This is a genomic window from Ruegeria sp. BHSB196 (assembly GCF_059613135.1).
Genome location: NZ_JBXWRY010000032.1, coordinates 1 through 13762 on the forward strand (window position 1 = coordinate 1; position 13762 = coordinate 13762).

Annotated in this window: 12 protein-coding genes, 1 tRNA gene and 1 pseudogene; 6 read left to right on the plus strand and 8 right to left on the minus strand. The window is 60.5% G+C overall.

The window, feature by feature from the left end; genetic code table 11:
• Positions 1-342 precede the first annotated feature (342 nt).
• Positions 343-570: pseudogene (locus tag AC2FNJ_RS14890) on the minus strand (IS110 family transposase); the annotation flags it as partial.
• Between the two features lie 67 nt (positions 571-637).
• On the opposite strand from AC2FNJ_RS14890, the gene AC2FNJ_RS14895 reads away from it, so the two are divergent.
• Positions 638-850, plus strand: a complete 213-nt coding sequence (locus tag AC2FNJ_RS14895; protein WP_496765324.1) for a hypothetical protein — start codon at positions 638-640, stop codon at positions 848-850.
• 93 nt (positions 851-943) lie between these two features.
• Here AC2FNJ_RS14895 and AC2FNJ_RS14900 read toward each other — a convergent pair whose 3' ends face one another.
• On the minus strand, positions 944-1612 hold the full coding sequence (locus AC2FNJ_RS14900) for a TetR/AcrR family transcriptional regulator (RefSeq protein ID WP_496765326.1): 669 nt from the start codon (positions 1610-1612) through the stop codon (positions 944-946).
• Positions 1613-1768: 156 nt separating this feature from the next.
• On the opposite strand from AC2FNJ_RS14900, the gene AC2FNJ_RS14905 reads away from it, so the two are divergent.
• Positions 1769-3184, plus strand: coding sequence for an arylsulfatase (locus AC2FNJ_RS14905; protein WP_496765328.1), 1416 nt, complete (start codon positions 1769-1771; stop codon positions 3182-3184).
• A 431-nt stretch (positions 3185-3615) separates the two neighbouring features.
• Complete coding sequence (locus AC2FNJ_RS14910; RefSeq protein ID WP_496765330.1) at positions 3616-4482, plus strand: alpha/beta fold hydrolase; 867 nt, start codon at positions 3616-3618, stop codon at positions 4480-4482.
• 800 nt (positions 4483-5282) lie between these two features.
• On the opposite strand, the gene nthB is transcribed toward AC2FNJ_RS14910, so the two are convergent.
• The 5 genes from nthB to AC2FNJ_RS14935 all read right to left on the minus strand — a co-directional run bounded on the left by nthB (position 5283) and on the right by AC2FNJ_RS14935 (position 10513).
• The gene (gene nthB / locus AC2FNJ_RS14915) at positions 5283-5942 is read right to left on the minus strand and encodes a nitrile hydratase subunit beta (RefSeq protein ID WP_496765331.1); all 660 of its coding nucleotides are present in this window, start codon (positions 5940-5942) and stop codon (positions 5283-5285) included.
• Complete coding sequence (nthA, locus tag AC2FNJ_RS14920; RefSeq protein ID WP_496765333.1) at positions 5942-6583, minus strand: nitrile hydratase subunit alpha; 642 nt, start codon at positions 6581-6583, stop codon at positions 5942-5944. The genes nthB and nthA overlap by 1 nt, the downstream gene beginning before the upstream one ends.
• 655 nt (positions 6584-7238) lie before the next feature.
• Positions 7239-8714 (minus strand): phage terminase large subunit, encoded by a 1476-nt coding sequence (gene terL / locus AC2FNJ_RS14925; RefSeq protein WP_496765335.1) that lies wholly within the window; start codon positions 8712-8714, stop codon positions 7239-7241.
• Positions 8701-9132, minus strand: coding sequence for a DUF5681 domain-containing protein (locus AC2FNJ_RS14930; RefSeq protein ID WP_496765337.1), 432 nt, complete (start codon positions 9130-9132; stop codon positions 8701-8703). The genes terL and AC2FNJ_RS14930 overlap by 14 nt, the downstream gene beginning before the upstream one ends.
• Positions 9125-10513 carry a site-specific DNA-methyltransferase gene (locus tag AC2FNJ_RS14935; protein ID WP_496765338.1) on the minus strand — a complete coding sequence of 463 codons (1389 nt, stop codon included), beginning with the start codon at positions 10511-10513 and terminating at the stop codon, positions 9125-9127. Before AC2FNJ_RS14935 ends, AC2FNJ_RS14930 begins: the two co-directional genes overlap by 8 nt.
• A gap of 464 nt (positions 10514-10977) precedes the next feature.
• Between AC2FNJ_RS14935 and AC2FNJ_RS14940 the strand changes: the two genes are divergently transcribed.
• From AC2FNJ_RS14940 to AC2FNJ_RS14950, 3 genes are read left to right on the plus strand one after another with little or no spacing between them, the layout of a single operon-like run.
• Positions 10978-11208: a DUF3489 domain-containing protein gene (locus AC2FNJ_RS14940; protein WP_496765340.1), complete on the plus strand. Its 231-nt coding sequence runs from the start codon at positions 10978-10980 to the stop codon at positions 11206-11208.
• The gene (locus tag AC2FNJ_RS14945) at positions 11208-11621 is read left to right on the plus strand and encodes a DUF2924 domain-containing protein (RefSeq protein WP_496765342.1); all 414 of its coding nucleotides are present in this window, start codon (positions 11208-11210) and stop codon (positions 11619-11621) included. The genes AC2FNJ_RS14940 and AC2FNJ_RS14945 overlap by 1 nt, the downstream gene beginning before the upstream one ends.
• On the plus strand, positions 11618-13300 hold the full coding sequence (locus AC2FNJ_RS14950; RefSeq protein ID WP_496765344.1) for a recombinase family protein: 1683 nt from the start codon (positions 11618-11620) through the stop codon (positions 13298-13300). Before AC2FNJ_RS14945 ends, AC2FNJ_RS14950 begins: the two co-directional genes overlap by 4 nt.
• Before the next feature lie 372 nt (positions 13301-13672).
• Here AC2FNJ_RS14950 and AC2FNJ_RS14955 read toward each other — a convergent pair.
• Positions 13673-13762, minus strand: a tRNA-Ser gene (locus AC2FNJ_RS14955).

A 13762-nucleotide genomic window follows, 5' to 3' on the forward strand; every position in this document is an offset into this window, starting at 1 on the left:
ACGTACGACTTTCATGGTATGTCTCCTTCTCCCGATTTGACTTCCTAAGGGTCATCGCTCGAGGGCGGCGGGGTCCATACCATTGGCCCCGGTTTTGCAAGGGGTTTTTTAACGGCATTGATCAAAGCAGGTTGCGGTCATTTGTCCGGCCTTTGTGCGCGGTGCATGTGACCGCTGGCCTTGATGAAGTCCGCATGCCGGATCCCAATCAGACGATCGAGCTCGGTAGCCCTGGCAGCACCCCGGGATGTCCCGGCAGCGGATCCGTTCGATCATCATCACTCACGTTTGCCCTTGCGTTCTTTCGCGGCGACGCCTGGTTGCCGCATGTGTCTCCCTTTGTCAGGCGGCCGGCGCGGCCCTGTATGTTTCTCCCTTGGCAAGCAGCGCCCAAGCGGTTCGGGCGGTCTTGTTGGCAATGGCCACGGTGACGAGCCTCGTCGGTTTGCGCTCCAGAAGGGATCTGACCCAGGCCCCGGTTCGTGTGTGGGTCGTCTCCGCGCGCCGCGTCACTGATGTGGCGCCTACGACCAGCAGGCGGCGCAGATAACCGTTGCCCATCTTGGATACGGGCGGAGTTTTTTCCGTTGCTGTAAACGGCACCTCGGCGTCCATCGACGCTCCCGCCGGCGGTGCCGTGCTCGCCATCGGCGCATCCATTAACCCGGCAAGCCAGAACATCGACTGGACTGGACTCTCCGAGAGGATCGAGTGGACTGACTACGGCGACACTTTCGGTTCGGGTGCGGCCGATGCCGAGTTCGGTAGCGCGAGCGTGGGCCATGCTGTCGAGATGACCACGGACGGAAATTTTCTACAGATGGCACTGCTGGCGGTGCCGTCGCAGTGATTGGCCAGACAGTGCATCGCATACGCGGTTAGTTTGCCGACCTTGCGGTCATCTGAGGGAAAGGCTCGGATGACTGCGTTGACCGTTTCGAGACTACATCGCTCTTTTAAGCACGCGGAGGATCTCATCCTCGGGCGCAGCGTAGATCCCCTGGGACTTCTTGCTCTGGCCAATGAACAGCGTGAGGCCCTCGATTGCAGCAGTGATGTGAAGAGCAAGCGCATCGCAGTCTTTTTGCGGCCAGTCAGGCTTGCTGGCTCCGATCAAGCCGGAGATCACCTGACGCTCTGCCTCATGTATACTGTCCATCAGCCTGGCTGCGGTGGGATCATGCAGGGAAAGCGCCCAGAGCTGCGGGAAGAAGGCGATCTCCGGTCGGCGCAGATCCTGAACGAGCAGTATCACGACCCTGTCGAGCGCATCCTGAGGTGTGGCTTCGTCCAACTGCAGACAAATCAGGATATCGTTTGCGTAATCAGCAAGTCGATCTCGCACCAGACTGTCGAGGAGATCGTGTTTGGTCCTGTAGTGATAGGTCAGATTGCCCACCCGCATATCCAGGCTGTTCGCGAGGTTGCGCATGGTGAAATCTTCTGCTCGTGCATTGATGAAAAGCGACAACGCTCCATCGAGTATCCGACGCTTGGTCCTGTCGCCGCTCGGAAGCCCTTCGACGCCTTTCGCAACCGGACGCTGGGAAACCAGTTCCTGAAGCAGATCCACCACCGAGCCGGGTATGAAATTTACGATCTTCTTGTCCATTGCTCCCAGATAGCTTTGCATCCTGCCGGAACGCAACATTGACACAGACCGACCTGCCAAGCCAAGATTAGGACGATTGTCCTACCGATGGGCTTGGCGACAACGCGAGGACTGTAGGTCCTCCTCGAACCGTGAAACCGAGACGAGGGAAACCCGATGCGAAATCCGTTCAGTGCGCTCCTGCTCCCGTTCGCGGCCTGTGTCTTCTGCGGAACCTCGACGTTTGCAGAGACGGCCGAACGACCCAATGTCGTCATCTTGATGGTCGATAATCTGGGCTGGGGCGAGTTGGGCGTCTACGGCGGTGGTGAACTGCGCGGAGCGGCGACACCCCGCCTTGATGCGCTGGCCGAAGAGGGCATGCGCCTGCTCAACTTCAATGTCGAACCGCAGTGCACACCCAGCCGTTCGGCCCTCATGACAGGCCGTCGTCCTATACGTTCGGGCACCACAAAGGTCGTCTGGGGTGTCCCCTACGGAATGACCAACTGGGAAGTGACCATGGCCGAGTTGTTTTCGGACGCGGGCTACGCAACGGGTATGTTCGGCAAGTGGCACCTCGGCGACATGCCGGGGCGCTTCCCGACCGACCAGGGGTTTGACGAGTGGTACGGGGTCGCGAACACGACCGATGAATCAGAGTATTCGTCGCAGTTCCAGTTCGATGCCTCGGTCAGCGGACAACCGATGATCCAGAGGGCGGTGCGCGGTGAGGCTCCAACGGACGTCAAGCCATACGATGTCGCCGCCCGGCGGGAGATCGATGGTGATCTGACAGAACTCGCCATCGACTTCATGCAGCGGCAGGTTGCTGCCGACACACCGTTCTTTGCCTTTGTGCCCTTTACGCAGCCCCATCTGCCAACTCTTCCGCATCCGGATTTCGACGGGATTACCGGCAATGGCCACTACGCCGACGTACTGGCCGAAATCGACTTCCGGTCCGGACAAGTCCTTGATGCGATCAGAGACCTCGGGATCGAGGACGATACGCTCGTCCTCTGGCTGAGTGACAACGGGCCGGAGTATTTCGCTCCATGGCACGGCACGGCTGGGCCTTGGCGCGGTGCCTATTTCACAGCCTGGGAGGGATCGCTGCGGGTTCCGTTCCTTGCCAGGTGGCCGGGACGGATCGAAGCTGGCACAACCAGCAATGAGATCGTCCACCTCGTGGACATGCTGCCGACGCTTGCCGAGTTTGCTGGTTTCGAAACGCCCGACGACCGTATCATCGACGGTGTGGATCAATCCGATTTCTTTCTCGGAGAGCAGGAGACGTCCAACCGCGAGGGCTTCATCATCTACAACAACGATGACATCTACGGGTACAAGTGGCGCAACTGGAAGGTACACCTAGTTGAACTCGAGAACATGAACAGCGAACCGCTGCCGCTCAACGTGCCCCGGATCTATAACCTGATCACCGACCCGAAAGAGGAGTATCCGGTTCAGGAGCAATCCACCTGGGTTCTTCCGGTCATCTTCAGCAAGATTGTCGAATTCCAGACCACGCTCGCTTCTGAACCACCTATCCCGCTTGGCACACTCGATCCCTACCTGCCGCCAAATTGAGACCCCGTTTGCAGAGCAGACAATGCAAAACCGGGCCTAAAGGGCAGGAATGCGCAGTTCGCTGCCATCGACGTCATCGCTGCTGTGCTGCTTGGCGCCGATCCAGGTTCAACGGCAAGTTTGCCGACCTGGCAGACATCCGACGGTTTTTATCGGATGACTGTTCTGCACTCTGGAAAGAGATCGGTTCTTGTCACGGCTGTCGGTACAAGGCGTGGCAAGCAGACCGATCTGCTCATCGAGTTGCGCCAGTCCCCGTTACCATGCCAAGTTTGTACTTTTTTTATCGCATGGAACTCTTCGTACGGTTCGTACAGACGATCGTCTTGATCCACGTCCGATAGGTGGGCATAGTCCAGAAACATCTCCGGAATCTCATCCGGACGGCTTCATTGCGGGGCCGTTCTCTCTTTCGTTCGTGAGGAAAATCAATGAATTGGTCTATCCATCGGGCAGCCATGAAAGGCGTGCTCATATATGCACTCGGCGCCTTCTCACCGGCATTTGCCGAAACCGATCCGCAAGTGGCGTCGAGTAATGGCATCAACGTAGAATACTTCTCCTATGGCGCCGGGGACGAAACTGTTCTGATGGCTCCCGGAAACGGCCGTTCGGCCGAGGATCTCGTGGAGATCGCAGAGCTGATTTCGGAAGCCGGCTATCGCGCGATTGCAATCAGTCCTCGTGGCATTGGCGGCAGCGACGGGCCGCTCGACGAGGCCACCTTGTTCGACCTCGCCGCCGACATCTGGCGGGTGGCGGACGATATCGGTGCCGAAAAAGTCCACCTGCTCGGAAAGACCTTTGGCCAGCGCGTAATGCGCACCGCGTCCTCCATGGAGCCGGACCGGGTGCTCACCCTGATCGCGCTTGGGGCCGGCGGCGAAATCCTGCCCTCGCAGGACATCATAGACGCCTACGGACGCAGGGACGACCCAAACACTCCGAAGGACGAGTTGCTCGAGATCGTCCAGATGACCGACTTCGCGCCCGCCAATGCTGACAAGGCCTCCCGCCTGCTCGAAGGCCACTATCCCGAGTTGGGCACAACGCAGATGGCAATCAACAACCGCACACCCGATGACATCTGGCCTCAGGGCGGCACAGCGCCAATGCTTATCGTGCAGGGTCTGCTGGATCGCGTTGCCGTACCCCAGAATGCCTTCAATCTCGCCACGAGCCGCCCGGAGACGACGCTGATCGGGTTGCCAGGTATTGGTCACAACATGATATTCGAAGACCCTGCACTGGTTGCAAAATCGGTGGTGTTGTATCTGAACATCAAGCATGGACAGTAAAGAACTGAGCAGTTCGCCGGTCTGATCAGCTTGTCATCTGCGATTGGATGGGAACAGGAGTTCAAGAGTTCTGCAGCGGTAGGTCTTGTTTCGCGAGAAGGGCCAAGAGTCCTCATAGTCCCGCTTGCCTGACATTTGCCAGGAAACATTGAACGGCAGGAATGCGCAGTTCGCTGCCATCGACGTCATCGCTGCTGTGCTGCTTGGCGCCGATCCAGGTTCAACGGCAAGTTTGCCGACTTCGCAGTCATTCTCGGCGGTGCAGCAATTCCCTTCGCAGTCGCCCGGTATCCAGCATGGCGATCAAGGACCGGACCTTCGCTGCGCCACACATCAAGGGCGATGGAGCGGACAAAGCGCCAAATCGCTGCGGCTGCGCCAATGACCGCTTGTGAGAAATTGATGGCCAAACAAGGTTGTTTGTAACTGCAATCATTAGCTCAGCCGTTACTTGAACTCTTGCTTGGCTTTCGAACGCCCACAACTCTCAAAGAGTTACCGGTTTCCCGTGAGGGGTACGAAGGTATGCGGCCTCCCAGTCGCTGCGACGCTGCATGCGGGTCTCCTCGCAGATACCGGCACTCTCTGTGAGCGTTTCAAGTGCACTCAGGACTGCTGCATAGTATGTGCCAAGATCATCCGGAGCCCCTTTGCGCTCGGCGCTTCTCAATTCTTGGCCGAGCGTTTCTGCCCAAGCCGTCGCGGTAATATGACCGGCTTGGACCAAATTGTCTGCCAACGCGAGCGCCTGCGCCTGCCAAGGCTCATCAAAGACCGGCTGGGGTGGGGCAAGTGGATCGTCAGACCGGAACAAGGTAGCTTTCCCACAAATCGAGCGTGACATCGTCGCGCGGATCGGAATCCTCGCCCCATAATGTAACGGCGCGGAATCCAACTGTATAAAGATGTTCCGGCACCTCGACACCTTCGGCATTGCGGTCTGGCAGCACATGCGCGCCATGATGGGTAAGAACCGCCCCCTCCAGACCGCGCACATACCGCGGAAGGCGGGTATGATTTGCACTGATATGACGCCGCGCTTGGACCGTGTCTCCGACGGAAAAGGCGGGTGGCTGCAACGTGTCTCTCTCAAAACTGAAAGCCGACGCGGCCACATCCGCCACAGCTTCCTCAACGGTCATGGAAGGAGGCGGCGCAACGGGATCTTGTACGTGACCGCGTTTGACGTCCTCAAGTGTTATCGTGCCGTTGTCGAGCATCCGCATCAGATCGTTGGTGCACCACTTTTGGAAGTAGGAAAAGGCAAGGTAGTCAGCTGGCACCATGCGTTCGAGCCCGTGGCGAAACCAGTCGATGGTGCTGCCGGGCGCAATCGGCGACCAGCTCAACGCAAAGGCGCGTTTTTCCCAATCTTCCAAGTCGCGGAAATCCTTGTCGCCGCTCGTTACGGGCACCGGGCCAAAACCTTCAACGCCGCCGAGATCGTGAATGCCGTCCATCAGCCCGCCTCCGCCTTCAAATCTCGTTCTGTCCCGATCATGGAGTTTCGAGTGACAAGAGCTGCCAGGCGCTCCTCACTCCACCCATCGGTTCCCGAGGGCCGTTGCGGGACAACGATATAGCGGAGCTCGGCAGTGCTGTCCCAGACGCGGACGCCCACATCTTCAGGGAGTGCCACTCCGAACTCTGCAAGCACTTTTCGAGGCTCTCGAACGGCGCGGGCGCGGTATTCGGTCGATTTGTACCACGCCGGTGACATCCCCAGGATTGAAAAGGGATAGCAAGAGCATAGCGTACACACGACCATGTTGTGCTGCGTGTCGGTGTTCTCGACCGCCTTTAGATGTGCTGTCGCGTCGCCTTGATAATCAAACTGCTTGATAGCCTTGGCAGCATTCTCAAGAAGTTTTTCGCGAAAGTCTGGATCGAGCCACGATCGAGCCACGACCCGGGCGCCCCTCATCGGTCCAATATGCTCGGAATACGCTTCGATCCAAGCGTCCAAGCTTTCCGGCGCGACGAGTCCCCGTTCTACTGCGAGGCTCTCAAGTGTTTTTACCCGCAGAGCTGGATCGGAAGGGAGATGACTGTGTATCTCCCGGTGCAGCTTCGCGGCGTTTTCACTGTCGAATGTTGGCATCACGTCCCCCCTGCCGACTATTCCGCGAAGTTTTTCAAGCAGTCAACATTTTCGCGAAACAAAGAACAACAGTCGGAAAAACCGGAACTCATACATTTCCTGGATGCATTTACGGCGCTTACATGCGCTACAAACCCTTGACGAAGCCACCTTGGGTTTTTTTACGTTTCTGGCCGTATCCCAAACAGCGGACATTGGAGCGCAATGCGGCACTGGGCAATTCGGGCTCGTCACGGCCAATCGCCGCGCCAAACACGAATGGCTGCTTCCGGGGTACAGGGTGATGCTGTACATGCGAAGCGCTTTCGCGTCGTGAGCGGCGGCAATGCGCAGTTTTCGGCTATCGAAGGCCGAGCATTCACCCGGCCAAGTGCTTCGGGCTTCACCAAGTCTCACACACGTCACGTCACAACCGATTCGCCTACTTTGCGAAACACGTGGCACGATCGCCAGCGCTGCGTCTGGAGAACGGGCGATTTGGTGAGCAAGTGGTGAGCAAGAAAAAACAGCTTACGAGCGCCGTTGCAGGCGCGTCCGTAAGTGTCTGTTTTTCCGTAGATTTTTGGTTGCGGGGGTAGGATTTGAACCTACGACCTTCAGGTTATGAGCCAGAATCGAGCGCCGGTTGGCTATCTTACTTGAGAAGTCGGCGGCGTTACCGCCGCCTTACACGCGACCGGTTGCGTTCGCGGCGCTCGAGATTGATCGGGTGCTCGCGTCCCAGGCTGCGATAGAAGCCGTTGCTCTTGGACCAGTTCAGGAACTGGCTGAAGCTGTCGACCTGGTCGTCGTTGCGACCCCGCGGGAAGGACTGCAGCTCGCGCTTGAACATCGGCAACCAGGGCGCCTCAACAGGCAGGTACACCCTGCCCTCCTCCACCGCTGCGCAGGCCGCGGCGAACCGGATCTCCTTGTCTTTCTCCGGGGCCATGCGAACGTAGCGCTTGTCATCCTGGAACAGTTCCTGGAACAAGGGGCGACCGGTCGCCGCATCCTCGATCAGAACCGTGTCGGGGTTCCACTGGCGGACCAATGCGAGCGCCTTGAGTTTGAGATCCGGGTAGTCCAGTTGCCCACGCCAGACATCGAGCAGATACCAGGCGTTGTCCCAAAACCCCCAGGTGGTGCAAACGGAAAAGTCCGACCGCGGATCTGACGAAGTGCCGGTGTCCCAGCTCTGGACCACAAGCTGGCACAGGCGCATATCCGGCGCAGTTTCGTAGGTCTTGAACCACTCCCAGCGAAGCGGAGACCCGTCGGGCGCGATCGGGTTCTGCTGGTATTGGCAGTTGAAGACCGCGGACCCCATTTCACGGCGCATGCGATCGAGTGTCGCCCGGTCGAGCCTCGCCGGAAACAGAAGATCCCCGGGCTTGCGCCGATGCACTTGCCCGCGCCCGATCGGCACGACCTCGTTCTCCTCCGCGATGGCCGGCAGGTTCAGGTGGCGGTAGGTGCCCTTGTCGAGGAGGTAGCCCGGCGGATCCATCTCGTGCAGACGTTGTGCGATCATCACCACCCGGCCTTCGCCGGGGTTGTCAAACCGCGACAGCAACGTGCCCTCGATAAACTCCTGCGCCCGGACCAGTTCCACCTCGGAATTGGCGTCCCCGGCCTTCAGCAGATCATCGATGATGATGTAGTCGGCGCCATGGCCGGTGACGGAACTGCCGATGGACACCGCCTTGCGGCTGCCGCCCTTCGTCGTCCGGATCTCCTCCGACGTATTGCCCTTCTTCGCCAGCCGGGTGTCCGGGAACATCTCCTGGTACCAGCGCGAAGACATGACCCGCCGGCAATCCTCGGAATGCTTGCGGGCAAGATCGAGACCGTAGCTGGCCACGATGATCTTGGCCCCGGGATGATGCCCCAGCAGGAAGGCCACATAAGCCACGGCAACCGTTACGGACTTGAGACACCGGGGTGGAATGTTGATGACCAGCCGGTGGGTCTCGCCGATCCGCACGTTGTCGAGTTCATGGCACATGGCGCGCACATGCCAGGCCGGTTCAAACTTGTCATTGGCGCCGTGGTGGAGGGTGTCGAACGTTTTCCATACGAAAGGAAAGAAGTTGTTCCGGCAGACATCGTTTGCTGCCCGCCGGATCAGGATGGGATCAGGTGCCGTCATCATCGGTCTCCTTGTCTTCGACGGTTTCTTCGCCGGCTCGCGGGGCGGAAAAGAAATCCCGGAGAATGTCATAGTCGACCGGCTCGGGCGTGTCCGCATGGCTGCTTGCCTCTGCCTCTCGCTCGACCTGTGCTGACAACTCACCGTCAAGCTGGGTCAACAACTTGATGGCCGACATGTCTCCTTTCAGGGCTTTTTCCATCAAACGCTTTGCCAGGGCTTCGGTTTTGGAGATGTAAACCTCGCGGCCACCCTTCAGCACTCTGATCTTGCTTTCCATTTCCCGCTTGAGGTTGGCATTCAGACCTTTCGCGCCCTTCGGACGCCCCTTCGGATTGCCGGATTGGCCCTTCTGGAACCGGCTGTGTTTCGGCGGCTTGCCGTACCCGACCTCGTAGTTGTCCTGCTGATCAGACATGACCGACCTCCTTTTCAGCTTCGGCCGCAAGGATCGCGGTGCGGTCTTCAAAGCTCTGGCCGGAGGCGTCATGCACGGCTGTCGCGCCGGTCATCTCCTGCCAGCGACGGATGGCGACATCGACATAGGCCGGGTCGAGTTCGATGAGCCGCGCCCGCCGGCCGGTCTTTTCGGCAGCCAGCAGCGTGGCGCCGGAGCCGCCAAAGGCGTCCAGCACCACATCACCGCGATGGCTGACATCCATGATCGCATCCGCCACCAGTGCCGTCGGCTTGACGGTCGGATGATCGACCAGGTCGGCCGCGCGGGTCTTGCCGAAGCTGTTCACCCCGGCATAGTCCCAGACATTGGTGCGGTTGCGGCCGTGCTTGCCCAATTCGACGTTGTTGATGTACGGCGCGCCCGGTTTCCGGAAGATGCAGACCAGCTCGTGCTTGGAGCGATAGAGGCTGCCCATGCCGCCATTGGTCTTGTTCCAGATACACAGGTTGATCATCTCCAGACCGCCGGCCTTGCCCGTCGCGATCAGTTCCTCGATATGGCGCCAGTCCATGCAGATCATGGCAATGCCTCCCGGCGACAGGCGCGCCTCGATACGCCTGAGGACGGTTTCAAGGAACGCCCGGAACTCCGCCTCGGTCATCTCGCCCGAGGCCATGGCGAACTCGCGGTGCCGGTCGGAATTGCCGGACCGAACGTGGCCATTGACCGGCACGTTGTAAGGCGGGTCCGTGAACACCATGCACGGCGCATCGCCGTCCAGCACCCGCGCATAGCTGGCCTCCGCCAGCGCGTCGCCGCAGAGGATCCGGTGATCGCCCAGCAGCCAGAGATCACCCGGTTGCGTCACGGCCGGTTTGCCCGGATCAGGGACGTCCACGGATTCCGGCTCGGCCGTATCGTGGTCGCCGCAGATGATGACGTCGATCTCCGGCGTTTCGAATCCGGTGATGTCGAGCCCGAAGTCGAGCGTGACTTCGCGGCCAAGGTCGATCAGTTCAGCAAACTCGATCCGCAATGCGTCGGTGTTCCAGTCCGAGAGTTCCGCCAGCTTGTTGTCGGCGATGCGCAAGGCGCGCACCTCCGCATCCGACAGGTGATCCGCCACAACGGTCGGCACAACCTTCAACCCCAGCGCCCTGGCGGCCTCGAACCGGCCATGACCGGCGATGATCACCCCGTTGCCATCGACCAGGATCGGCGTGACAAAGCCGAACTGCGCCACGGACGCTTTCAGCTTGGCGATGTTCCTGGCTGTATGGATGCGGTTGTTGTTGGCATAGGGCTTGAGTTCGGAAATCGGCGTCCGGACAACCTTGTCGGCCATCCAGACGGGTTTGGTCGATGCCGGGGCATCCTGGCTTTGAGAGGACTTGCGCATTTGCGCCTCCTATGGATCACACCGCGTGAGCGGCTGGGTTGCACTTCGGATCGCATCGGAATGTTCGGAGCAAACGCCGGGGCGACTCCGAACCGAAAGATCCGGTTCTTCCACCCCGTGTTCTGGATCCCCGTCGGCCGCACGAATGCGTCTCCCGGGGGCGCCATGCGAATGTGACAAAGTCCTCTCTCTGTGTCGCAAGGCACATAGCAGAGAATAGTCGCAGCAACGTTCGACCGCAAGACCTAAATCGACCACGCGCGAAGTTAACTCATTGTTACTTTTGAAGAATCATGGGTGTGGTACTTTCCAGGCCCTGACCCAACCCTAGTCCACAGTCTTGTTCAGAAAGTTCTGGACTCCACACCTGAACCACGCATCACTGGTGCCACGCCCGAACCGTTCGGGCCCTCCTCGGTACCGGGTCCGGCCTTCTGCCGGCCCCCGAACCAAAGGAGAAACCAATGTCCAAATCCCGGCAAACCAAGACCGCCAAGGTGCAGGCCATGCTACGCCGCCCGACCGGTGCCAGCCTTGCGGCGATCTGCAAGGCCACAGGCTGGCAGCAACACTCGGCCCGGGCGGCGCTCAGCATGCTGCGCAAGAAAGGTGTTTTGATCGAACGGCGCGCATCGGACACACCCGGTGAACCCGCCACCTACCACATGGGCGACGCATCGGAGGGCGGGTCGTGATGGCGGCGGTCGACATCGCTGATCTGAAGGTCATGGATCGCGGCGACCTTCTGGCGCTCTGGCAGCGGGTGTTCGGCACCCCTGCACCCAGGAAGATGAGCATGCCGTTCCTGCGCCGCTTTCTTGCCTTTGAACTGCAGTCCCGCCGTTGCGGCGGGCTGCCACGGCAAGTCAAGACCGCGCTTGAAGACGGCTCGAAACCGCCATCGCGCAATCAAAGCCCCGCCCTCAAACCGGGTGGGCGCCTGTTGCGCGAATGGAACGGGGTCACCCATGTGGTCGATGTCACCGAGGACGGGTTTGTCTGGAACGGCTGCGCCTACCGGTCGCTCTCGGCCATCGCGCGTGAGATCACCGGCGCGCATTGGTCCGGGCCCCGGTTCTTCGGCCTGGGCGGAAAGGTCACCACGTGAGCCCGCGCCCGAAAACCCGCTGCGCCATCTACACGCGCAAATCCTCCGAGGAAGGGCTGGATCAGGATTTCAACTCGCTGGACGCCCAGCACGAGGCTTGTGCCGCTTACATCGCCAGCCAGCGCCACGAGGGCTGGAAGCTGCTGCCGGACCGCTATGACGATGGCGGCCTTTCCGGCGGCACGCTCGAGCGCCCTGCCCTGCAACGCCTGCTCGACGAGGTCGATGCCGGGCGGGTCGACATGGTGGTGGTCTACAAGATCGACCGGCTGACCCGGTCGCTGGCGGATTTTGCCCGGCTGGTCGAGCGGCTGGAGCAGGCCAACTGTTCCTTCGTGTCGGTGACGCAGGCCTTCAACACCTCCTCCTCGATGGGGCGGCTGACGCTGAACGTGCTGCTGTCCTTCGCCCAGTTCGAACGCGAAGTGACCGCCGAGCGCATCCGCGACAAGATCGCCGCCTCCAAGAAGAAGGGCCTCTGGATGGGCGGCAACCTGCCCCTGGGCTATGACCGCCATCCCGACCCGAAAGCCCGCACGTTGATCATCAATGACGGCGAGGCGCGAACGGTGCGGCGGCTGTTCGATCTCTACGCGGAGCGGGGTTGCCTGAGCCAGGTCGCAGAGATTGCCGCCCGGGACGGGTTGCGGTCGAAGCGGGTGGACCGGTCCGACGGCACCGTCAAAGGCGGTCACGTCCTGTCGCGCGGGCAGATCTATTACCTGCTGCGCAACCCGGTCTACCTCGGCCGCATCCGGCACAAGGACAAGGTCTGGCCCGGCCAGCACCCCGCCATCATCGGGGAAGACCTCTGGAACCGGGTGCAGGATCTGATGCAGCAGGCGTCCCGCCGGTCCCGCGCCCGCTCATCGCCTGGCCCCAATTCCAGCGCGACGGATCCCGGCGCCTGGCTCACCGGTCTGCTACGGGACGAAACCGGCGACCGGCTGACGCCGACCCACACCACCCGCAAGGGCCGGCGGTTGCGCTACTACATCTCCAACCGGCTGATCTCTGGCGGCGCCGATCCCACTGGCTTGCGATTGCCGGGTCCGGCACTGGAGACCGCCGTGGCCCGCATCGTGGCATCTCATCTTGAAGCCGCGGCGCGAAAACACAGGCTCCTCATCCAGCCCGAAGCCGAGGCGACAACCGCCGCCGCGAAACACCTGCGCGGGCTTGCCGCCGGATTGACCGATGCCGGCGGCGCAGAGAGCTCCGACCTGATCCAGTCCGGCACTCTCCGACGCGGGCAAATCGAACTCCAGCTGGATGGCCGGGAACTGGCCAGGATCCTCTGCGTTGCCGTGGACGATCTCCACCCCTCCCTGCTGCAGATGGCCGCGCCCTTCGATCTGCGCCGCCGCGGTGTCGAGACAAGGATCATCGCCGGAGACATGGAACCGAAACCGGATCCGCAGCTTCGCGCCATGCTGATCCGGGCCCATGCCTGGGCCCGCGAGCTGAAATCCGGCACCACCCTCTCCGACCTCGCCCGGCGCGAAAACCACTCCGACGCCTTCATCCGCACCCGTACCCAGCTCGCCTTTCTGTCGCCGAAGATCCAGGCCGCCATTCTTGATGGGTCGCAACCGCCGGAGTTGTCGCTCAAACGTCTGACCACCGTCATCCACCCTGTCGATTGGCGGGAACAGGAGCAGCTCTTCGGCTTTAGCTGAGCGGGTGTCCGGGCTTCCCTGATCTTCGTTTTGGGTTCCCTGTACTGATCGACAAGCTTCCCTGTTCGCGCCAGAAAATTCCCTGTTCCAGCACTTAGGGAAATCTCTGGAAAGCCGCACAAAAACAGCGCGTTAGGTGTAGCCATATTCGTGCGAACAGGGTTTGTTCGACGGAATTCCCTGTAAATTGCCGGTAATCAGGGAAAACGTCTCAAACCGAACCCGCCAAATCGCCGAACAGAGACTTCCCGTCAACCCGAGCCCAAAGCGTGCCGAAACCTCCGTCTCAGGTCACAACACGGCACACCAAGCCCCGGGGATTGCGGTGCAATTCCCGGTCAAAAAACGTCGCTGAAATGAGACTGGAATGGGTGGCGGAGAGACAGGGATTCGAACCCTGGAGACGGTTTCCCGCCTACACACTTTCCAGGCGTGCGCCTTCGACCACTCGGCCACCTCTCC